Origin of the sequence: Eggerthella sp., from assembly GCF_048329335.1 — a bacterium.
Classification (GTDB): domain Bacteria; phylum Actinomycetota; class Coriobacteriia; order Coriobacteriales; family Eggerthellaceae; genus Eggerthella; species Eggerthella lenta.
Map to the genome: position 1 here is coordinate 1 of NZ_DBFEGU010000151.1, position 22,169 is coordinate 22,169.

General features: G+C 57.8%; 16 protein-coding genes. 7 read left to right on the top strand and 9 right to left on the bottom strand.

Going from position 1 to position 22,169, the window contains the following annotated elements; genetic code table 11:
- From ACMO6A_RS04750 to ACMO6A_RS04775, 6 genes are all read left to right on the top strand, one after another.
- Positions 1–1,078, top strand: a 1,078-nt coding sequence (locus ACMO6A_RS04750) for a non-ribosomal peptide synthetase (protein WP_418470844.1), incomplete at its 5' end; no start/stop codon positions are given.
- A complete protein-coding gene (locus ACMO6A_RS04755; protein WP_114538495.1) occupies positions 1,075–6,468 on the top strand; it encodes a non-ribosomal peptide synthetase in 5,394 nt (1,797 codons plus the stop codon). The genes ACMO6A_RS04750 and ACMO6A_RS04755, both read left to right, overlap by 4 nt.
- On the top strand, positions 6,465–7,487 hold the full coding sequence (locus tag ACMO6A_RS04760) for an NAD-dependent epimerase/dehydratase family protein (RefSeq protein ID WP_009608947.1): 1,023 nt from the start codon (positions 6,465–6,467) through the stop codon (positions 7,485–7,487). Before ACMO6A_RS04755 ends, ACMO6A_RS04760 begins: the two co-directional genes overlap by 4 nt.
- On the top strand, positions 7,484–8,467 hold the full coding sequence (locus tag ACMO6A_RS04765) for a Gfo/Idh/MocA family oxidoreductase (protein WP_114538496.1): 984 nt from the start codon (positions 7,484–7,486) through the stop codon (positions 8,465–8,467). The genes ACMO6A_RS04760 and ACMO6A_RS04765 overlap by 4 nt, the downstream gene beginning before the upstream one ends.
- The gene (locus ACMO6A_RS04770) at positions 8,467–9,879 is read left to right on the top strand and encodes an SLC13 family permease (RefSeq protein WP_227791253.1); all 1,413 of its coding nucleotides are present in this window, start codon (positions 8,467–8,469) and stop codon (positions 9,877–9,879) included. The genes ACMO6A_RS04765 and ACMO6A_RS04770 overlap by 1 nt, the downstream gene beginning before the upstream one ends.
- A 22-nt stretch (positions 9,880–9,901) precedes the next feature.
- Complete coding sequence (locus tag ACMO6A_RS04775; RefSeq protein ID WP_227791252.1) at positions 9,902–10,663, top strand: thioesterase II family protein; 762 nt, start codon at positions 9,902–9,904, stop codon at positions 10,661–10,663.
- A gap of 9 nt (positions 10,664–10,672) precedes the next feature.
- Here the strand turns inward: ACMO6A_RS04775 and ACMO6A_RS04780 are convergent, their stop codons facing one another.
- From ACMO6A_RS04780 to ACMO6A_RS04795, 4 genes are all read right to left on the bottom strand, one after another.
- Complete coding sequence (locus ACMO6A_RS04780; protein ID WP_114518396.1) at positions 10,673–12,154, bottom strand: ABC transporter ATP-binding protein; 1,482 nt, start codon at positions 12,152–12,154, stop codon at positions 10,673–10,675.
- Positions 12,151–12,837: an ABC transporter permease gene (locus tag ACMO6A_RS04785; RefSeq protein ID WP_418470845.1), complete on the bottom strand. Its 687-nt coding sequence runs from the start codon at positions 12,835–12,837 to the stop codon at positions 12,151–12,153. Before ACMO6A_RS04785 ends, ACMO6A_RS04780 begins: the two co-directional genes overlap by 4 nt.
- 112 nt (positions 12,838–12,949) lie before the next feature.
- Positions 12,950–13,927: an ABC transporter permease gene (locus tag ACMO6A_RS04790; RefSeq protein ID WP_114518394.1), complete on the bottom strand. Its 978-nt coding sequence runs from the start codon at positions 13,925–13,927 to the stop codon at positions 12,950–12,952.
- Between the two features lie 17 nt (positions 13,928–13,944).
- The gene (locus tag ACMO6A_RS04795; RefSeq protein ID WP_009608954.1) at positions 13,945–15,522 is read right to left on the bottom strand and encodes an ABC transporter substrate-binding protein; all 1,578 of its coding nucleotides are present in this window, start codon (positions 15,520–15,522) and stop codon (positions 13,945–13,947) included.
- Positions 15,523–16,117: 595 nt separating this feature from the next.
- On the opposite strand from ACMO6A_RS04795, the gene ACMO6A_RS04800 reads away from it, so the two are divergent.
- The gene (locus tag ACMO6A_RS04800) at positions 16,118–16,612 is read left to right on the top strand and encodes a helix-turn-helix domain-containing protein (protein ID WP_175282520.1); all 495 of its coding nucleotides are present in this window, start codon (positions 16,118–16,120) and stop codon (positions 16,610–16,612) included.
- Here the strand turns inward: ACMO6A_RS04800 and ACMO6A_RS04805 are convergent.
- The 5 genes from ACMO6A_RS04805 to ACMO6A_RS04825 form a co-directional block, all read right to left on the bottom strand.
- Positions 16,609–17,760: a CHAP domain-containing protein gene (locus ACMO6A_RS04805; RefSeq protein ID WP_227791251.1), complete on the bottom strand. Its 1,152-nt coding sequence runs from the start codon at positions 17,758–17,760 to the stop codon at positions 16,609–16,611. The two genes, ACMO6A_RS04800 and ACMO6A_RS04805, sit on opposite strands and share 4 nt — an antisense overlap.
- Before the next feature lie 447 nt (positions 17,761–18,207).
- Positions 18,208–20,517 carry a VirB4-like conjugal transfer ATPase, CD1110 family gene (locus tag ACMO6A_RS04810; protein ID WP_114518392.1) on the bottom strand — a complete coding sequence of 770 codons (2,310 nt, stop codon included), beginning with the start codon at positions 20,515–20,517 and terminating at the stop codon, positions 18,208–18,210.
- Positions 20,498–20,881 (bottom strand): PrgI family protein, encoded by a 384-nt coding sequence (locus ACMO6A_RS04815; RefSeq protein ID WP_009305523.1) that lies wholly within the window; start codon positions 20,879–20,881, stop codon positions 20,498–20,500. Before ACMO6A_RS04815 ends, ACMO6A_RS04810 begins: the two co-directional genes overlap by 20 nt.
- A gap of 103 nt (positions 20,882–20,984) precedes the next feature.
- Complete coding sequence (locus ACMO6A_RS04820; protein WP_173115015.1) at positions 20,985–21,761, bottom strand: hypothetical protein; 777 nt, start codon at positions 21,759–21,761, stop codon at positions 20,985–20,987.
- A gap of 97 nt (positions 21,762–21,858) precedes the next feature.
- Positions 21,859–22,137 carry a formate hydrogenlyase gene (locus ACMO6A_RS04825; protein ID WP_345784130.1) on the bottom strand — a complete coding sequence of 93 codons (279 nt, stop codon included), beginning with the start codon at positions 22,135–22,137 and terminating at the stop codon, positions 21,859–21,861.
- Between the last annotated feature and the right edge of the window lie 32 nt (positions 22,138–22,169).

Sequence of the window (22,169 nt, forward strand, 5' to 3'; positions counted from 1 at the left end):
CGTCTCGTCCCGGGGCGTGACGGTGTGGAACTCGGCCCCCGCCCTGCTGGACGTGATGCTCGACGACGGCCCCGGGGCCGCGGCCGGTCTGCGGTTGGCCCTCGTCTCCGGCGACTGGGTGCCGCTGGGTCTGCGCTCGAAGCTGCCCGAGGGGGTGCTGCTCGTGGCCATGGGCGGCGCGACCGAGGCCGGCATATGGTCGAACTACTTCGAGGTCGGGGAGGTCGATCCGTCGTGGAGCTCGATCCCCTACGGCAGGCCCCTCTCCAACCAGTCCTTCCGCGTCGTGGGCGAGGACGGCCTCGACTGCCCCGACTGGGTGCCCGGCGAGCTGTGGATCGGCGGGGGGAGCCTGGCCGACGGGTATCTGGGCGATCCGGGGAAGACGGCCGCCTCCTTCGTCGAGGACGGGGGGCGCTGGTACCGGACGGGGGACATGGGCCGCTACTGGCCCGGAGCCGTCTTGGAGTTCCTCGGTCGCAAGGATTCCCAGCAGCAGGTGAAGATACGCGGCCACAGGGTGGAGCTGGGCGAGGTCGAGGCCGCCGTGGCCGGATGCCCCGGGGTGAAGGGGGCCGTGGCCGTCGTGGCCGGCGAGCGCGAGCGCTCGGTGGTGCATGCGTTCGTGGTCGCCGACGAGGGGGCTGACGTGGATCCGGCCGGGGTGCTGTCCCGCGTGGCCGGGCTCCTTCCCTCCTACTTCGTCCCCCATGACGTGACGGTCCTAGACGAGTGGCCCTTGAGCGCGAACGGGAAGGTCGATCGAAAGGCCTTGGCCGGCATGGCCCCCGAAGCGGCCCCGTCCGCATCCTCCCTGTCCGAACCGGCCACCGAAGCGGAGCGCGCCGTGGCGTCGGTGTGGGAGGAGCTGCTCGATGCGGGGCCCGTCGGAAGGGAGTCGAACTTCTTCGAGCTGGGCGGCGACAGCCTCATGGCCATGAGAATGACGAGCGCTTTGGAAAAGCGTCTTGGATTCAAAATTGGACTTCAAGAATTTATATCCGATCCGACTGTAGCCGGAATCTGCCAAAAGATAGATACGACATGCGGGGACACATATGAGGAGGGAACCCTATGATGGACGAGATCCGATGCCTTCTTGAAGAGATGGCAGATGCGGGAATACGTTTATGGGTCGAGGACGGAAAGCTAAAATTCAGAGCGCCATCTGGAGCCATGACGGTAGAAAGGGCTAACCTGATAAAGAAGAACAGGGATGCTGTAATCGCAGCCCTCAACGAACCTCGCCCGATAAAGCGCGAGCCCGAGAAAAGGTACGATCCTTATCCTCTTACAGACATACAGCAAGCTTATCAGCTTGGCAAGAGCGAAGCTTATCCCTACGGCGGAGTGGGATGCCAAGGGTACATGGAGATTAGCTTGGGAGGCGTTGAATTCGAGCGATTGAACAACGCATGGCGAAAAGTGGTGGCTCGGCATGACGTACTTCACTCGGTCATTTCTGAAGACGGTTATCAGCAGGTGCTGGAAGAATATGATGTGGGATTGATTGAATTCGTCGAAGCCGAATCGCGAAGCTTAGAAGAGGTCGCTTCCGAATGTCGTAGAACCATGGATCACAAGGATTATGCAACCTCGGTCCATCCGTACGAACTGAAAGTGAGTACTGATGGGATTAAGTCAATCCTCCACATATCAGTCAACTTGGCTCTTTGTGACTTTTTGAGCATTACCATAATCCTCAATGATCTGGCTCGGGCATATGACGGCGAGCAACTAGATAGCAGCGACGAGATTTCCTTCAGAGATTTTGTCATGGATGCAAAAACCCGAGGAGTTTCCAGCCCTTCTCTAAAAGCAGATGAGGAATACTGGTCGGCACGCATTGACGAATTGCCTCCCGCCCCTATGCTTCCCATGGGGCCGAATCCTGACGTGCGAACGGGAGTTAGATTCATTAGGCACCAGATGAGCCTTACCGATAACGAATGGGCAGAATTCCGTCGCACAAGCGCAGAGAAAGGGGTTACCCCCACAGCTGCATTGGTCGCTGCATTCTCGGACACTTTGGCGCTGTGGGCGGAATCATCGGATTTCACGATCAATATGACAATGTTGAACAGGGGGGATGACATTCCTGGAATCATGCGTACGGTCGGTGATTTCACAATGTCAAGCCTATTGGGATTGATTCGTGACGAGCGCGCGCCCTTCTTCTCCCGCGCTCGTGCAGCGCAATCACAGCTATGGTCGGATCTTGAACATAGAAGCTTCTCCGGAGTCTCCGTGCTGAGAGAGATCGCGCGACGACGTGGACGTGCGGGCGGTGGGGCGCTCATGCCGTTCGTTTTCACGAGCAGCATCGGCCTACGCGGAGGATCGTCCTTGAGTGAAACAAGCCTCTTTCGTGGCTCTCGAGTCATCGGCGGACTTTCACAAACCCCCCAAGTATGGCTTGACTGCCAAGCGATGGAGTGGAATGGGTCTCTTGTAATCAATTGGGATGAGCGCGCTGGAGTCTTCCCTGACGGTCTGGTTTCAGATGCCTTTTCATCCTTCGAACAGACCCTTAGAAGTCTTGCCTCGAGCAAAGCGACATGGGAAGAGACACGAATAGTCCATTTACCTCAAAAGCAGAAACTTGTTCGTATCGCAGCAAACGACACCGGCAAAGAAATAGTGTCGAGTACCCTCCACTCAGACTTTATGAAGACAGCCCTCTCTCATCCAGAGCTCCCCGCCGTGCGATTGGGAGATGAGTTTGTGACATATGCGGAGCTGAGGGCGCTTTCCCTCAAAGTGGCCCATAAGTTAAAGCGAGGAGTTCGGACTGCGATCATTCTTGAGAAGAGCATTGCACAAGTAGTTGCGGTGATCGGCTGCAGCCTTGCCGGCGCTCCCTTTATTCCTCTATCCCCTGACCATCCTCGATCAAGAGTCGACACCGTTATGGGCAATGCGGAAGTGGGCGCGGTTCTCGCCAAAGCTGAAACCCTCGAAAGGCTTGACTTGGCCGGCAAAGAAGAGGCTATGGATATCGACCTTATCCTAAGCGATGACATTTCCGCTAACTTCGAGGATCGGACTTTGCCATCTGACGAAGCCTACGTGATCTACACGTCTGGCTCCACCGGGGTGCCGAAGGGGGTGGCGGTGAGCCACGCCGCCGCGTGGAACACCATCGCCGACATAAATTCTCGATTCAACGTTAGGCAGAGCGACAAGATCATCGGATTGGCCGAGCTAACCTTCGACCTAGCTATATATGATATATTTGGAATCCTTTCCGTCGGAGGAGAGCTTATCTTCCCCGAACCCTCATCACTTAATGATCCGTCGAGCTGGTGCGACGTAGTTGTTAAACGCAAGGTAACGATATGGAATTCTGTCCCCCAGCAGATGCAAATGCTTTCTTACTACCTTGATACGGCTCCGGATGTACCCTCTCTTTCCTTGAGGCTCGCTCTCTTGTCTGGCGACTGGATACCCGTCTCTCTACCCAACGATATCGCAGATAAAATCCCTCACTTGAAAATGGTGAGCCTCGGCGGTGCCACCGAGGGAGGAATCTGGTCGATCTTCCACGAAATCAATCCATCGGATTCGGAAAAGGCAAGCATTCCCTACGGAAAGCCTCTTGCCAACCAGGAGTTTGATATCGTAGGACGCGAACTTGAATCGCTGCCTCTTCTCGTTCCGGGTGAAATCATCATTAGCGGAAAGAGCCTTGCTTCGGGCTACCTCAATGACCCTGTTCGAACATCCGAGAGTTTTATAATGCGGGATGGAGTGAAATGCTATCGAACCGGCGACATGGGCAAATACCTGGAAAACGGCGACATCGAGTTTCTCGGGCGTGCAGATCAGCAGATTAAAGTACGGGGTTACCGCGTCGAGCTAGGCGAAGTGGAAGCCGCTTTAGAAAAGGCACCGGGAGTGGACAAGGCTGTCGCATTTGCTGTCGACAACGATAAAACCGACAAGCATCTTCTCGCCGCAGTCATCGCCGAAAAGGTCAATCCCGACAAGGCAGAATCCTTGTTCAAGAGATCTACGGTCGCCATGAAAGAATGTATGAGAGATCGCTTCAGCAAAATGGCTGTCAACGAAGTTGCAGAGTATTGCCGCAAAGTTGACGAGGTCTGCTTGTCGGCCATGATGAATTTGATAGCAGATGCCGTTAGCAAAGATTGCTTCTCAATGGATGACATGATGCATGGACTCAATGCCAAAGAGAGGAACAGAAGGCTCCTAGAGAGATGGGCGAAGTCTCTCGTCGACATGAAAGCGCTCAATGCAAAGGGCGACTCGTTTTGCTTCTCGGACGATTATAAGAGAGGCGACATTGAAGCTTTATGGCAACAGCTCGAATCCTTGGAACTGAAAGTCGAGTACAGCAAAGGGCTTTTGTCGTTTTTGCACACATGCATAGATTCCTTATCCGGCCTCGTGTCGGGGAAAGTGGATCATTTATCCATACTTTTTCCCGAAGGTGGTTTTGATGTAGCCGCTTCAACCTACAGGGACAACCTAGCCTCCAAAACTCTCAACTCCACACTAGTTAGCATGGTTTCGGAATTTGCGCGCATCAAGGGTGGGTTGAGAGTTCTTGAGGTCGGGGCCGGTACGGGAGGCAGCAGCGACTCGCTCATCGATGCGCTTGAGGGAACGGGGAGCACATATCTTTTTACTGACATCTCTGAATTCTTCCTCTCTGAAGCCCGAAATCGCTACGAAGGTAAAAACTGGATTGGCTACGCCATCTACGATGTCAATAAGGATGCCAGAACTCAGGGACTTGCAGACAACTCATTTGATCTCATCGTAGGCGCAAACGTACTCCATAATTGCATCGATGTCCTTGCAGGGCTGGGGCAAATCAAATCCCTTCTTTCTCCGGGAGGCATTTTGGCCTTTATTGAGGCCACGCGCGAGAGCTTTCCCCTTATGGTCAGCATGGATTTCCAAGATGCCCTCGGGATGGAGTACTCGGATTTGCGTGCAGGAACCAGCAAGGTATTCCTTAACCTCGACGAATGGAGCGGAATCCTCGCAAAAGCAGGTTTTGGCTTGACGGACTGCTCTCCTACGAACGAAGAACCGGATCTCTTTGGCCAGCACCTGATAGTCGCACAAGCAAAGGCTGATATAGCCGCGCTTTCGGTCGATGATGTGGTATCAGCCGCACAAGAAACCCTTCCCTCATACATGATTCCTGAAGCCATTGGGATAATCGACACCCTTCCCCTTTCGAGAAACGGAAAGGTTGACAGAGCCGAGCTTAAACGCCTACCACTGCTCGGAAGAACGCAGTCGAAAACTGCGGGCATCGGAGATGAGAGAGACAGCTACCGTAGCGATTTGGAAGCACGCCTAGCTGTAGAGTTTTCTGAAGTACTCGGAGCAGATAGCGTCAGGAGGGATGATGACTTCTTTGAGCTTGGAGGCGATTCGCTTTTGGCCACCAAACTCGCAGCCCAGATAAAGAAGAACGTAGACGAAGCGGCTGAGCTTGAATGGGAGTGGCTTTTGAGAAAGATGATGGAAAGCCCAACGGTCAGCTCACTCGCACTCGCGCTCTCCAGTACAGAAGAAGCAGAAAAGGCCGCGCCCAAAGGGCAGATGGAGCCTGTTGTCGTATTGAAAGACGGAAACGGAGATGGCGTCGTTAACGTATTGGTGCATGACGGAACAGGCACTCTTGACCCATACCGCGACCTTATTAGCGCTTCGGGTGACAAACTCATCATCGGTGTGCAAATGCCCGACATGCAAAAAGCCTTGGATTATGACACCCGATCTCTTATAGAAACCCTCGGAAGAGAGTATGCCGACCGCCTCTCGGAATGGAATGGATGCAGCTTTAGGATAGTGGGATACTGCATGGGAGGTTTGATCGCAACAGAGATTGCAAGAAACCTGATGGAGCAGGGAGAAACCGTTGCCGATCTCTTTGTCATCAGCTCATATGGGTTCCCGTTCAAAATCACCGAAGACGTAATGATTGAGTATGCTTTTGCTCGCGTACTTAATGCCCCAACTGAAGACCTCGGGTATCCGAAAGACGACGAAGCCTTCGCCAACGCAATCGCTGATGCCCAGATCCGACACCCCGGAGTATTGGATCTTCTCGATGGTGAAGGCCCTGTTGTCGAAAAACTGAAGAAGATTGCCTCCCTAGATTCGAACGAGCGCATGCGTAGGATACTTTCAACCGTGACCGCCGATAGCAACGTCGTAGAAAGATTGACCCAAATTTACAGGACGTTCAAACATAATTTGATTGCAGTAATGGAATACGAATCAAAACCCTATCTTGGCCCTATCCACTTTTTGCGAGACAGTGGAAGAATGGGGCTATTCAAGAACATCGGTGGTGATGAAACGGTTTTCTGGAACAGCGTCGCCCTCATGGGGATAGACACCCAAGATATAGAAGGAGATCACTTTACCTGCATATCCGGAGAACACGCAAAAGATGTCGCAAAGAGAGTGGGGCTTCGATGATCGGAGTGCTTGGGTCGAGCGGGCATGTTGGATCACTGCTTGCCGACATGCTGAAAGCTAAGGGGTACGAGCTTCGCCTCGGTTCTCGCTCGGCCGGATTCATCGTCAACATGACAGACCCTAGTTCTTTGTCAAGATTTCTCGATGGATGCGATGCTGTGGTCAACTGCGCTGGCCCCGCGTATCTACTGAGCGAACCAGCAGCAAGAACCGCCATAAGCTCAGGCGTTGCATACTTTGACGTTGCCGGCTGCGAAAACCTGTGCAAAACCCTAGCTGACGAATCGGCGGAAACACCGGTTGTATTTTCTGCAGGAATGGTGCCGGGGCTCTCGGGTCTTCTACTAAAGATGGCTATTTCCGCAAACAAAGGACAGGATATTGTTGGCTTTGCCGGGGGAGTCCAAGATATCTCTCTGGGTGCTGCGGCGGATCTAGTTTTGAGCATGTCCGATACGTCGGGATATGGCAACAATGGCTCCATGTGGCGTAGCGGCGCAGTCCGCGAACTTGACCACGATCCAACCCCCGCCCCCTCTTGCTTTCCCGAAGGGTCGTTTTGCAGAGCCTTTTTGTCAGAAGAGGCGAGAGTCATAGCCGAGAAGGAGGCACTTCCAAGACTTGAATGGTATAACGTATTTGTAGGTGATCTGTTTTGCAAGGCTCTTGTCGACGCACAGTTGTCGAAAACCCAGAGCCTCGAAGAAGCAAGCAAGAAAATCAGCATAGCCGCATCCATCGATGCTATGGGTAGACAGGCATTTTATACGTTGGCTGCAACTTCTGGAGAAATGGCCTACATTGTTAAATCGGCCGACAGCTATGAGCTAACTGCAGCAGTGGCATGCTATGCCATAGAGAGTTTCCTTGCTGGGAGCATCCCCAATGGCGTATACAACTTGCCCGATCTGCTTGATCCAGAACTGGCGATATACGGAATTCTATCTTTGTCTAAGAGTGCTCGAATCGAAATTGCACCGTCAAAGTCTTTGTTTGAAGTCGAGGAAGGCGAGTTATGAAAGCCGTGGTTGTGGGGAGCACGTTCGGAAGCGTATATGCCGAGGGCATTAAGATTGCCGACGATGTAGAGCTGGCTGGTATTGTAGGCAGGGGGAGCAAGAGAAGCGCCGCCTTGGCTGCATCATACGGAGTTCCTCTGTATCAAGGGGCTAATGCCGTTCCGGCAAACATAGATCTTGCTTGTGTCGTGGTAAGATCAGCCATGGTTGGAGGAGATGGAGTTGAAATATCTCGCTCCTTCCTCGAGAAGGGCATTCACGTAATCCAAGAGCAGCCCATGCATAGCAGCGAGGTTCTTGAGCTGACCAGATGCGCTGCAGAACATGATTGCAAATTCATGCTTAACGGTTTCTATCCATATCTCGATTCGGTTAAGCGCTTCATTGATGCCGCAGCTTCCCTTCGCAAGGAACACGAATTGCTAAGCATAGATGTGACTACATGCGTACAAGTAGCATACCCTTTTGTAGAGGTGGTTGGGAAAGTGGCCGGAAGCTTGCATCCTTTCAGATTGGATAAGATAGCAGATGCCGGTCCTTTTGACATCCTAGTCGGAGAAGTAGGAGGAATTCCCCTTTCCGTTCGATTCCAAAACGAAATGGATTCCAGTGACCCAGACAATAATGCCATAGCCCTGATGCGGATGGACGTTTGCTCGGATAAAGGCATTCTGTCCCTATGCGACGTTTACGGAGATGTTCTTTGGACGCCACGGTTTCATGTCGGAAAGGCAGCAGCCGACAGCTCGAATCTCTCAACCGTCGAAAGCGCAAGTATTAACGTTCTTCATAGGAGAGCAGAAACATATAATTCTATCCTCGCTGAACAGTGGCCGAAGGGGATTGCCAATATGCTCTCGGAGAGACTTGGAGAGCGCAACTCCCTTGCCACAACCCAATTCCAGATTTCCGCATGCCTAGCCTGGCAAGAGTTTACTTCGGCCTTAGGTGCCCCAAGCGAATTGAGGCAACGTCGTTAATGGTAGTCGAGCGAACAGCGTCATTTGGAAAGCTTCATTTAAAAGGCATTGTTGCTTCGGTAGGTTTGACCGCTGGGCTTCTTGTTTTGATATTTCCATTGCCGGAGTTGGAAAGCCCAGCACGTATTCAGCTTGCTCTCACTCTCGGTGCTTTATCGTTTTGGGCAAGCGGAGTGATGCCGGCCCCAATTACGGGCATGCTGTATATGGGGCTACTGCTCATCACGAACTCCTCTGATCCGCTAACAGTTTTTTCTGGCTGGACGAACGAAGGAGGCAGTCTATGGCTGGTGCTTTGCGCGTTTCTCATAGCTTCTGGAGTTGAAAGGTCTGGACTTGCTAGAAGAGCAGCTCTGAGTATTTGCGCATCCGGTCAAGTCAAAGGTTTTCAATCGCTCATTGCAGCGATAGCCGTCATAGAGCTGTTGTTCGCACTGATCATTCCAAGCGCCTTTGCAAGAACATTCGTCATATTGGCAGTTGCAAAAGAAGTGTGCAAAGAAAATAGCGTATCTGAGACGGATGCCGCTGTAATCAATTTTGCATGTTTTGCGCTTGCAGTTCCCACGACACTTATCTTTTTGACTTCGGAACCAGCCCTCAATACACTCGTTGTTGAATATTCCGAATTAGGGTTGAGCTGGGTTGGCTGGTTCAGCACTATAGGCATTCCCAACATCATCTACTTATTTTTAGTGACAGTTCTGTTTATAAGAGTGTTTAAGCCGTCTGGAAAGGTCTTTGTAGATGGGGTAAAAAGCCGCGCTTCGTTAGAAGACCTTGGCAGATTGAGCCCTAAAGAAAAGAAGATGGCTTTGTGGCTCTCTCTGATGATTGCATTCTGGTTGCTTTACCCTTTCATGGGAATAGGTATAGCGTGGGGAACTATGCTTCTCACATCGCTTATGTTCCTACCTCGAATCGGAGTACTTGACGCAAAAGCTTTTGCAGACGTTCCCGTGGGAACTCTTGTATTCCTCACCTGTGCGTTGTCGATCGGATCTGTAGGCGAAGCCACAGGTATGAGCCAGTGGATTGCCGATACGGCGCTCCCAGCTTCTTTACCAAGCGATATTCTGTCAACCGTCATTTTTATATCAGCAATATCATTGGCCATCCATACTTTGATAGGATCAGTGTTGGCCACCGCTGTCGTTATTTTTCCCATACTGATATCATTCGGCGATGTAGCGGGATTGGGCGTAAGCGATGCGGGCGCTGTTCTGATCGCATACCAAATGATTGCCAGCCAGTTTTTTCTTTCGATGCATCAGGCACCGATTGCCTCTGGCATGGAGCTTGCTGGGTACGGCGAAAAGACCGTAATGAAGCTTGGCGCTCCCATGACTTGCCTTGCGCTTGTTCAGCAGGTACTCGTGACTGGCTGGCTTTTTCTTGCAGACGTTTTGTAGGCTCGCTCCTAGGAGGACAAGCGTGAACAATTGGATAGTCGATCTCAATCAGAAAGAGCAAGCGAGAGGAACAGCTTTGGTATTTGTGCCCCATGCGGGCGGAGGACCCAATGCATTCAGATCTGTCGCACGCGAGATTCGCAGGAAACTTCCTGTCTACGCTATTTGCTATCCAGGTCATGAAAATAGAATATCGGAGCCTCTCGTAGACGATTTCTCGTTTGTAGCAGAGGGAATCGCCAAAGCAGCGTCCGCATATTTTGAAGATCGACCTTTTGCCTATTTCGGACACAGCATGGGGGCCTCCCTTGCCCATGAAGCAGCTCGAATCGCAGCGCTGGATAAACTGCATGGCCCTTCGCATTTGATAGTATCAAGCCGAGAAGCTCCTTCGAGCATCAGAGAGGCCCACGTCCACCTCTATGACGATGCCGAATTTAGGGAAGAATTGCTTCGCGTAGGCGGAATATCTCCCGAGGTGCTCGAGATAGACGAACTCTGCGATATATTTTTGCCGATCATTCGGAACGACTACAAGCTGATAGAAGAGTACGTTCCTACAGAAAATTATGAGATGGGCATCGACTGTCCCATTACGGCTTTCTTAGGGAAGGACGATCCGGAAGCTCTGGAGAATGAAATGAGGGATTGGGCAAACGTTACGACAGGCTTCTTCGAGATGAGGCATTTCCAAGGAGGGCATTTTTACTTCATGGACGATGTTTCCCAAGTCGCCACTGCTCTAGTCGAAACGCTGCACAACAACAGACAATCCAGCGTCTAGATCGCCACACTAACCCTCGAAAGGCACGGCGATTTCCTCCTCGCAGGTGTAGCGCGCCACTCTTTCCGCATGGGTGACAACGACAAGCGCCAAACCCTCGTCTCGTTTCAGCTGGTTCAACGTATCGAGGATGTCCTTTTGGGTGGTGGGGTCGAGAGCGGAGGTCGATTCGTCGCAAACAAGCACCTTGGGCTCATGGGCGAGAGCCCGGGCGATGGCGACGCGCTGGGCCTGTCCACCCGAAAGCGAGCGGGGATACTGGTGTTTGATCTCATCGGGCAAACGCACCAAGGCCAAAAGCTCCGAAACCCGCTCCTTCACCTCTTTTCTCGACCAGCGAGGATGCACCCGCCTGACGGCGCGAGAAAGCTGGGTGTCCACGCAAAGCGCGGGATTGAGGCTTGTCGCAGGATCCTGTGGCACCATCTGCACGGCGGCAAGCTCGGTTTGCGACCGATCCTTGAACGAGGGCGCGAGAACATGCATACCCCCATCGCCCAAATCGAGCGCCACAGAACCTCTTTCCGCAGGGCGCTCTCCCGTGATGGCCCTGACAATCGTACTCTTGCCCGACCCCGAAGGCCCGAAAAGGGAAAGCCCCCGGCCATGATTGATCGAAAACGCGGCATTCCTCGTTGCAACCTTGCCGTCGGGCGTCACGACATCGAAGCTTGATGCTGAAAACACAGGGGCACCGGCGGATGAATCCATTTCATCGCCAGGACGCCGTTCAAGCCGCTGGGCGTCAACGAGTTTGCGGGCGTAATCGGTTCCAGGGTTGTTCATCAGCTCGGAATGCGAAACCGTTTCGAGAACGCAGCCCTCTTTGAGGACGGTGACGGATTCGGCGAACTTGCCGGCCACATCAAGGTCGTGGGTGATGGCGACGACGCTCATTCCCGATTCGGCGCAGATTCCCTTGATGGTGGCCACGACCTCATCGGCGGTGGCTCCGTCGAGGCCGGCAGTGGGCTCGTCGAGTATAAGCACGCGAGGTTTCGACGCGATGGCCTTGGCGATGGCCACACGTCGACGCTGCCCTCCGGAAAGCGAGCGCGGCTTCCGGTCGAGCAGCCCTTTGACGCCCGAGAGGCCCACCCTGCCAAGCAAGCCGAGCGCGTCCTCGTCGTCCATCGGGACGGATTCTGACAGCAGCGCGCGCACCGTCATGTGGGGCGTGAGCGAGAGAGCGGGGTCCTGCGACAGCCACGATACCGTTTCCGCCCGGTAGCGCCTCAGCGATGAGCCTTTGAGAGAAAGCACGTCCGCCCCGTCGACGAAGATCGTTCCGGTCTCGTGGACGAGGCCGCTGCGGATGCGTCCCATGAGCGCGAGGGCGAGCGTGGTTTTGCCCGACCCCGATTCTCCGACGAGAGCGCGGTTTTCTCCGGCCAAAATCTCTATCGACAGATCGTCGATAACGCGTTTACCCCCGAGAGTTGCAATCGAAAGGCCCGCTATCTCGACAATCGCGTCCGATCCGTTCGTCACAGGTTGCTCCTTTTCCCTATTCGATCAAGCAGAAGATTGCCCGATATGGTGATGCAGGCAATCGCGATAGTGGGAGCAAGCGCGGCCCACGGGTTCAGGCTGATGCCCGTGACGCCCGTCTGTATCATGGTTCCCCAGTCGGAGCCCGTTCCGAGGGGGTCGAACCCGAGAAAAGCGGCCGTCGCAACAAGATAGACGGAGTTGATGAACCTCATGCCCACCGTGGTTGCCAAGGGAACCGCCAAGTTCGGAAGCACCTCGCGCACAGCCGTCTTCGCCGCCGAATCGCCGGAAAGACGCGCCGCCGTCACATAAGGCGATGCGGCCACGGGACGAACGAGCGAGCGCGTGTACCGGGCTATGTAGGGTGCCGACACCGCCGTGGTCACCACGATCATCGTCCCCACTCCCGAACCAAGCCCGAACACAAGAACCATGACCACGAGTATCGAAGGAATGACCAGCAGCAGATCGAGCAGGTACGATAACACATCGGCGAACCTGCCCTTCGCGCTCACGGCGAACCCGAGAGCCACGCCCACGGCAGCGGCGACGGCGGTGGAAACAGCGGCAACGGCGATAAGGTGCGCGCCGCCATGCATGAGGCGCGCCAAAACATCGCGGCCAAGCCCGTCGGTGCCCAAAGGATGCTCGGCGCTCGGAGGCATGAACGCGGCCCCCACGGTGCTTGTCCCGTCTGTCGGGGAAAGCGATCCGGCGAGCGCAAGAGCGAGAAACGCGACGAAGAAGACGAGAAGCACAAAATCGGGCCAAGAGAGCAGCTTCTCGCTAACACTATGCTTCGATCTCACGGGACCGCCCCCTTCCCAACCCGTCGGCAATCCAGAAAGCCGCAAGCGACACCGCTATGACAACCGCCGAGCAAGCCATGAGCAAATCGGGCTCGCGGTTCAGCACGGCGTTGACAAGGAGCGTACCCAAGCCGGGAAAGCTGAAAAGGGATTCAATGATGACCGTGCCGCCAATAAGATAAGGTACGACCGAAGCCGCCGACTGCGCAACGGGGGCAATGATTCCGGGCAAGAGGTTTTTGACGATCACCCTTCTTTCCGGCAGACCAGAAAGTCGGGCCGATTCGACATGAAGCGTTTGGTTCTCCCGCTCGACCACGGCGCGCACCGGACGCACAAGAGTGCAAGCCCCGATGAGGGATATGGCGACGATGGGGAGCACCATGATGATGGGCTTGTCGAACATCGAGCCGCTCCCAACGGGAAGAAGCGATACGGCGGGAAACCACCCGAGCTGCGTCGCGAATACCAAGATGAGAAAGAATCCGACAACGAACTCGGGTGTTCCCACAACAGCAAGCGCAAGCGTACTCACAATCTTGTCTGCCGCCTTGCCGCCATGAAGACCCGCGAAAATGCCACCAGCCGTGCCGACCACAATCACCAAAACAAGCGAGATCGCAAAAATCACTCCAGTTCGCGCAAGAGGGCCGACCATAGCGTCGGCTACGGGCAATCCCGACGCAAGAACGGTTCCGAAGTCGCCCTGCAGCGCATGAGCGCACCAGAGAACGAAACGATAGAGTACCGGCTTGTCGAGGCCGTATTGCTGCGTGAGCTCGGCCACACGCTCGGGAGTCGCCTGTAATCCGAGACGCTGCGTGGCGGCATCGCCGGGCAGAGCCTCAAGGGCGAGGAACACGAGCAGACACGTGAAGATCAGCGAGATCGCGAAGAGGAGAATACGGGAGAGTATCCGCAGTGCGCGGTGCCCTCCCGTACGGTTGGCGTTCGGTGACATGCCCTTCGTCCGATTCGCTAAGCGGAGAGGGTTGCCTTGGCGAACAGGGGCACCGAGAGCGTGATGTCTATGCCGTCGAGGCCATCTACCTGCCCGCTCAGATCGGCGCAGTATCCCCAAACGATATCGCCGCCCTCGGCCCAGAGACGCTCCTGTGCTTGGTTGAGGAGTTCCGCCCGGTCGGCCTCATCCACTGCCGAGGTTGCTTGGGCCAAGAGGGAATCGTACTCGTCATCCTTCCACTGGCTGAAGTTGTACGGCGAGCTGCCACCGGTGTACATGACGGCCGAAGCGATATACGGGCGATTGATGAGATAGGTTGCGAAAATCTGCGCTCCGTAGATGTTGTTCATGTCGGAGAACAGCGTCGTCGGATCGATCTCCTTCACCGACACCGTGATGCCCGCCTTCTCCAGCTGGGCTTTGAGCATCTCTGCAGAATCGTTGACGCCGGTGGTGGTTTCGGCGGTCGTGATCTCGAGCTCGGTCACGCCCTTTTCTTCGAGCACCTTCTTGGCGGTGTCGAAGTCGTAAGCACGCTGCTCGAGGGAATCATTGTAGCCCGGCATACCCTGGCCAAGCACATCATTGCCAACCACACCCGCAGAGCGGAAGATGGTGTCGTTCATGGTCTGGCGGTCGACGATAAGCTTGAGGGCCTCGCGTACCTCGGGATCATCGAAAGGCGCGGCGGACGCGTTGAGGCAGAAGCGGAAAGAACTCGAATTCTCGATGCCGCCGTTCAAAACGTTGAAGCCGGACTGGCCTTCGAGCGTGGCCGCGTTCGTCGTCGAGATTTGGTGGGCGAAGTCGACCTCGCCGCTCGTGAGCGCCGTGTACCTCGTCTCGGGATCGGTGATGGGGACGATCTCAACCGTGTCGATGGCCGGAGCGCCTCCCCAGTAATCGGCGTTCTTCTCAAGCACGGCTCCAGTGTCGGGAGAGAAGGAAACGAGCTTGAAGGGCCCGCTGCCGATGTCGCCAGAGAAATCGTCACCGGCGCTGCCCGCCGGGAACACGAAGGTGACGGCGGAAACGACCTCGTCCCAGAAGGTGGCTTGCGGCGAGAGAAGCTGGAGCGTGAACGTGCGCTCGTCCACAACCGAGCTGCCCTCCCAATCGACGTTCGCGTAGAACGACGAGTACATGGGTGAGGTGCCGGCGTACTGGAGGCTGTAGAGCGCATCTTCAGCCGTGACGGTCTCGCCGTCATGATACTTCACACCGTCCTTAAGGGTGACGGTCCAAGCGCTCGCATCCTCGTTGGGTTCGATGCTTTCGGCAAGCGAGTTCTCCACCACGCCGTTGCGCAGGAGGATAAGCGAGTCGTACACGTTGAGCGCAATCGCCAACGGAAGAAGCGTGCTGAAGGTGGCTGGATCCAACGTGTCCGTCGAGCTGCCCATCATGGCAACCCGCAACGTCTTGGGCGTCTCATCCGACTGAGAAGCGCCCTCGCCGGAATCACTGGTGCCCGACGAGCAGCCAGCAAGCAGCGACCCCGTGCCCATGGCGATGGCGAAGCCTCCCATCAGCTTCACGCAGTCACGGCGAGAAAGAACCCCTTTCCCCAGCATTGTTTCATCTTGTGACATATCCGCTCCAATCATTTTTTCATATCATCCCGTACATCAGCATCTATTCCTTTATATTTAGATAGACACTGTCCAATTAGAACAAGGACATTATAAGGATAAAAGGTTTCTATGTCTAACTTTTTTGTTGGTGGCTTTCGATTGAAACCTGCACAACCGTTCTTTTAAAGCCGTGTTTTACAAATCAGTTTTAGTTTGATTAACAGAAAAACTGGTTTGATACCCGGCTCGGCAATATGTCGTAAGCGAGTAGTAGAGAAGTGTATTTGAAGCGACGAAGGGGGTCTCCTGATATCCTCAGAATCAAATCGGTCTCTCCAGCCCACTAGCTCCCTGCACGCGCTTTTTTGCTTGCAGGTGGCAAAGATTTTTTAGCCATGTGGTTAGAAAGGCACGCTTTGCAAATAGCTTGCGATTACGCCCTCTTCTTTTTCTGATGGAGACAGTGAAAAGCATGTATCCCGGGAGCAATTCGGTTTGAGAGCAAAACAACGCAGGCGCCAAAAGGAGGTTGGCTTGAGGGAGTTCGACCTTGAAGACTAAATCCCCCAGGGCTTATTGCGCTGGCAGCGCCAACCGAGGTAGGTGCCCAGCCGTGAAGGAGGATGCCATTACTCAAAAAGTAACGGAGTGTTGCTATCGACTAAGAGACCGCCTCTTCAAGAAGACGATGGGGAAAGCTTATGGCACTCCAGCGTCAATCGAACACGATAGCAGCGGGTCAGAAAGAGAGACAGCACCATTTTCTCTGCTTTCTGCGAAGTACGTCTTGAAGCTTGGCATTTCAAAAAGCGAGTTCTGCAGACGTACTTTGCTGTCGGAGAAAACTTACGAGCGAATCAAATATGGTCAACTTGCAGATCGTCCTAAACCAGAAACAGTGATGCAATTTTGCGTAGGCCTCGGACTCTCTTTGGAAGAATCCGAGAATCTTTTCAATGCGGCGGGTTATTACCTTGGAGGGTGTAAGCTTCATGAGGCATACAGAGAGTTGCTGTCCATGAACGACAGCCTAACCATCTACGAGTGCAACGATGTTTTGCGTCATTTGGAGCTGCCTTTATTGGCAAGATGGATAGAGATTTCTTAGAAAGAGCACGCCCCATACCCCATAATGAAAGGGCTTCCGACGCCGTAGGCGCTTCTCCTGCACGCATCGTCCGAATTGCCTTCGATAGTGTGCACGGTTGAGCCGTCGCACGATTCCACGATGCCCACGTGGTCTGAGACGCCGTCGCCATCCCAGTCGAAGAACGCGATATCCCCGGGTGCCGGCGCGCTGCCTCCCGGCAGCCAGCGGCCTGCGGCCTTGAACCACTGCACGCCCGTGGGACAGTAGGAGAACTTGGGCATCTCGCCCGAATCGATGTATCCGCACTCGTTCGCGCACCAGCTCACGAAGCACGCGCACCATTCCACGCGGTTCTCGAACCCGTACCACGACCAGTACGACCGGCCGCCTACGTTGCCCAGCTGGCTCGCGGCGACTTCCACGATGTCGACGCCGCCGCCCGCGGTTCCGTGGAGCACTGCCCGCCATGCGGCGTCGTAGCGCTCGTCCAGAAGCTCGCGCAGCGTTTCGAGCTGTCCCGCGTCGAACCCGTAAGCCGACGCCATCTGCTCCGGGGTCTTGGCTGAAAGAACGACGCACAGCATCTTGGCGGGCGGGGTGCCTTCACCGTCGGAACCGCTCGGCTCGGCTTCTTCGATTTTGACCTCGATGGAGTTCATGTCCCAGAACACGGCGCGCAGCGCATCCTGCCGCGCGGCGTCGAGCGTCAGCACGTCGAGCGGGTTGTCGGCATCCGCCGCCAGCTTGACCGCGAACACGGCGAGGGTTTCCTTCCACGGGTTCTTGCTGCCCGAAACCGAAGCCTCGTCGCACTCCGCCGACGCCTTGGCCTCCTCCACCTTGGCGGCGTGCTCGGCGTCTATCTCCGCCATCACCTCGCGGAGCGAGGGGTTTCCGTCGCCCATATCGCCGCCCATGAGGAAGATGCCGAACGCCGAGGTGGCGATGAATGCCGCGAGGCACGCCACCACGACCACCGCAGCTGCGGACGAGCCGAGGCCGGCGAGCGCCGCTGCTGCCGCCCGCGCCTGGAGCGCGGCCATGCGCGCGAAACGGCCCGCGCTGTTTGCCGCCCGCCGCGCGGCGGCGTTCGCGCCCTTCGCCGCGGCCTTGCGAGACGTCCAGGCCGCGCGTGCGCGCGACGCCGCCTGTGCCCTCGCGCGCATGGCATCTCGGGCGCGCGCATTCGCCGACCGGGGCGTTCTCGGCGAAGGACTCAATGCTTCGCGGCTTGGCCCGCAGGATGCCGCGCAACCCCTCGGCGTGCGACGTTCGCCGCGCTCTGCGGACGGGAAGGTCGTGCGCGCGCGTTCCTTGGGGACATTGCGCCGCCGGATTGCGCGGGCGACCCGCGCACCGTTCGCTGTGGCCGCGAAGCCCTCGTGCGCCGTTCGCTCCGATTCGCCGCGCGCCGCCGCCCAGCCGCCTTCGGCTTCATCGCCCCTTCGTTCGCGTGTGTGTGCGGGGTTTGCCGCCTTCGCCGTTTCGCCGACGCGCAGCGCTGCGGGCCGCGCCGCCTTTTGGAGAAGCGCCGCGCGGTCGAGGGTCTTCACGTTCCTGGCGACGACGCGCTCCTTGATGTCGCTCGGCAAGGCGGCCTCCTTTCTGCTTCGTCACTCCCCGGGCTTCGTGGTCATGAGACGGTAGAGTTCGGTGCCCCTCGGGAAGTGGTTGGCGAACGGCACGATGGCGCCGCCGTAGCGCAGGAGGCCGCAGCCCGCCTCGGCGTTCGTGATGTAGCCCATTTGCTCGCGGCTGATGTTGAGGAGCTCGCCAAGCTTCCCGCGGTCGGCGGCCGCCTGATTGAGCATGACGATGAGCTCGGAGTTGGAGAGCATCGTGGAGGCTAAGACCGAATCGAGCAGGTACTCCACGTTCTGCGTGATGGCCGTGGGATAGGCGTTGCGCTTGCGGAAGCGGCGCCACGCGCTGTTGAAGAACGCGCCGGAGTACTCGTTCTCGAACACCACGTGGAACTCGTCTATGAAGATGTGCGTGCGCCTGCCCGCGCGCCAGTTGTCCGTCACTCGGTTGAGCATCGCGTCGGTGATGACGAGCAGCCCCATGGTCTTGAGCTGACGGCCGAGGTCCATGATGTCGTAGACGAGGAGTCTGTTGCGGGTGTCCACGTTGGTTGGGTGGGCGAACGCGTCCAGCGTGCCCGAGGTGAACAGCTCCAGCGAAAGCGCCAGGTCGCGCGCCTGCGGCTCGGGCTGGGCGAGCAGTTTGTCGCGCAGGTGGGCGAGCGTGGGCGCCTCGCCGCCGCGCAGGTAGTCGGCGTACACCGCCGAGGTGCAGCGGTCCACGACCGACTTGGCCTGCGGCCCCAGTCCCCGGCGGTCGAGCTGCTCGAACAGTGACAGCACGAACTCGCTCTTGTCGGCCACGGGGTTGCCTCCCTCGCCGTAGCCCTCCACCATGTCCATGGCGTTGATGTGGTGGGGGCTGCCCGCCGCGATGCGCACCACCTCGCCGCCCAGTGCCTCGGCGAGCGAGGCGTACTCGCGCTCGGGGTCGCATATCACTATGTCGTCGTCGGTCGAGAGCGCAAGCATAGCTATGAGCTCCTTGGTCGAGAAGCTCTTGCCCGAGCCCGGCACGCCCAGCACGAACGCGTTGGGGTTCAGGAGCCGCGACTTGTCGCACAGGATGAGGTTGCGCGATATGGCGTTCTCGCCGAAGTACATGCCGCCCTCCTCCATGATCTCCTGCACGCGGAACGGCATGAGCACGGCGAGGCTCTCGGTGGTGAGCGTGCGCATCGCCTCGATGCGACGCACGCCTATGGGCAGCGCGGTTGACAGCCCGTCGAGCTGCTGGAAGCGCAGGACCGAGAGGCGGCACAGGTGCTTGCGCGCGCACGAGAGCAGCGCCTCGGTGTCGGCGTCGAGCTCCTCAGGCGTGTCGGCAAAGTGGACGAGCGTCACCGTGGCGAGCATCATGCGCTGGTCGCGCGACATGAGGTCGTCCAGGAACTCGCGGCTCTCCTTGCGCTGCTGCTCCATGTCGTAGGGCACGGCCACGTTATAGTTCATGTTGGCGTTCTGCCGGCGCGTCCAGTTGGTGATGTTCGTCTCCACACCGAGCAGTCGCCGCTCCACCTCGCGCACCGCCTCGTCAGTGGGCACGGGGACGACGTCTATGGAAAGCGCCATCGCGCGCCTCGCGTCGGTAAGCTCGGCCAGAAAGCCGTCCTTGATGTAGGACGCGTAGTCGGTCAGGTACAGGGCGCGCGCCCAGCGGCCGCCCACCCGCAGGCGGTCGGCCTCAATGCCCGCGCCCTCGGGCGCAACGGCGTCCTTGAACGAGTGCCCCCGGCGCATCGAGGCGCGCACGTCGATGGGCAGGTCGTCGGCGCCGCCCCGGTAGAAGCCCCTCAGAAGCCGCAGCTTGCCCTCTGCGTCGAGCTCCTCGCAGTGCGCCCCGAGGCGCGCGAGGTGCGCGGCCGTCTCCGCCGACGCGCGGTTGAAGTAGGAGCGGACCTCCTGGATGCTTCTCCCTCCCACGGCGATGGTAAGGTATATCTCGCGCACCATGGAATTCGCCCCCGTGGCCTTCTCCATGAGCATGGCGTTGTACTCCTCGCGGTAGCGGTCGAGCCCGTCGCCCTTGGGCGGTATGAGGATGCGCCGCCCGAGGGCTTCGGCGTCGAGCCTGCGCACCGCCACGGTGACCTTGGCCCGCGCGTCGGAGTCGAAAGAGTTGAGCAGGTCCGAGTAGCCCAGGAACATGGCCTCCTTATCCTCCTTTGACGCCGCCGCGTAGTTCACGTCGCTCACGCGCCAGGTCTTCGCGTACTCGCCGTCGTCGGTGAGGCACACGCCGTCGGGCCAGATGCGGCGCACGGGCACGGCGTCCTCGGCGGTTTTCGGCGGGACGAACCGCGTGCCGCCTTTGCGCCGCCTAGCTGCGAGTGCGGCCATGATGCCCTCCTTTCTCGCGGCGGATGCCCTTCGCGCGATGCGGCGTGCAGACGGCCTCGTAGTACAGGTTCTGCGGGCGCGCGGGCAGTTCCTTGGGGGTCAAAAGCGCGTATTTGGCCCACGCCCACGCCGCGCGTTCGACCGCCATGCCGTGCCAGGTGACGAACCCCAGCGCGGCGAACGGGGCCGCTCCCGCGATGCACGCCCAGGAGAGCTCGTCCAGTCTCAGGAAGGGCGACAGCCCGAAGTAGAGCCCCACGGCGGCGACGCAGGCGAGCAGCGCGAAGACGCACTGCCGAAGCGACATGCCGAAGAACACCCCCTCGGTATACTCGCGTATCTCTCGGTTGACCTTCACTTCCACTTCTTGCTCCTCTCTGCCTGCGCGGCGAAGCGGGCGCGTAAAGCGCCCCGCGCGCGGCGCGGGCAATGTGTTCGTTCGGTTGTTTCGGGAAAGGGGAGGGGCGTCAAAGCCCCATCATCTCGCGCACCACGCGGTCGGCCATCTTGACCATGCCCGTGAGCACCAGCATGTTGAAGGCGAGCTCTCCCACGTACGACCACACCTGCGTGACCACGGGAGCCTCGGCGTCCACCACCGGCGGCGCCGATGCGAACAGCGAGAATATGACGCATGCGAGCAGGATGACCGCGCCCTCGAGGCACACGGCCCCGTAGCTTTTGAGGAACGCCTTGCCCACCGACTGGCTCGGCTCGCCCGCGAAGGTGGACAGGGGTATGGGCGCGAGCGCGGTGTACATGTATATCTTGAAGAACCTGCCGTACACCGCCAGTATCATGATGAACGAGAGCACCGTGACGAGCAGCCCGCCGAGCAACGTCACCGCCCACAGGGGTATGGCGTCGAGGAAGCCCACGTCCTCGATGGCCTCCACCATCTCGCCGGGCAGCGCGGCGGGCGCGGCCGACGCGAAGCCCACGGTGTCCATCATGTCGCCGATGAGCCCCTGCACCACGTCGAGGAACGCCATCATGAGCTCAAGCCCGTAGACGACGGCGGCGTGCGCCAGCACGAACCGCACGAACAGCTTCAACACCACCTCCGGGCGCTTGGCCTCGGCGAACGAGCCGCAGGTCTTCACGAGGCCCGACAGGAAGAACAGCACGAGGAGCGCGAGCGCCACCGCCTGCACGGCGCCGTGGATGGAGAGCACCGCGTCCCATATCCCGCCGCCCCGGAAGTCGGCGGGCGACGCCGTGAGCAACCCCACGATCTCGCCCATCTTCTCGTTCCACGTGTCGAGCGCTCCCTGGAGGTTGCTGACCACCCAGTTGTCCGAATCCAACGGCCCGCCTCCTTTCGGGGCCCGCGCGACGGGCCTATCCGACGATGATGTCCAAGATTTCCTTCGCGAACGTGATGACCACGCCGCCCGCCAGGGTCAAAAAGCCGTTGGCGCGCTGGGACGGGTCGTGGCTCTTGAGCGACATGCCCACCTGCACCACGCCGAAGCCGAGCAGGATGAGCCCGACGCTCCTGATGAGCCCGAAGATGAACGTGGAGAGGTTGTCCACCGCCGCTATCGGGTCGGTCGCCGCGAACGCGGCAGGCGGCTCCAGCGCCAAGGCCGAAGCGGCGCAGACGGCGATTGCCGCCATGAGCCGCGCGCGGGCTGCGGGGCGGGCCTTCT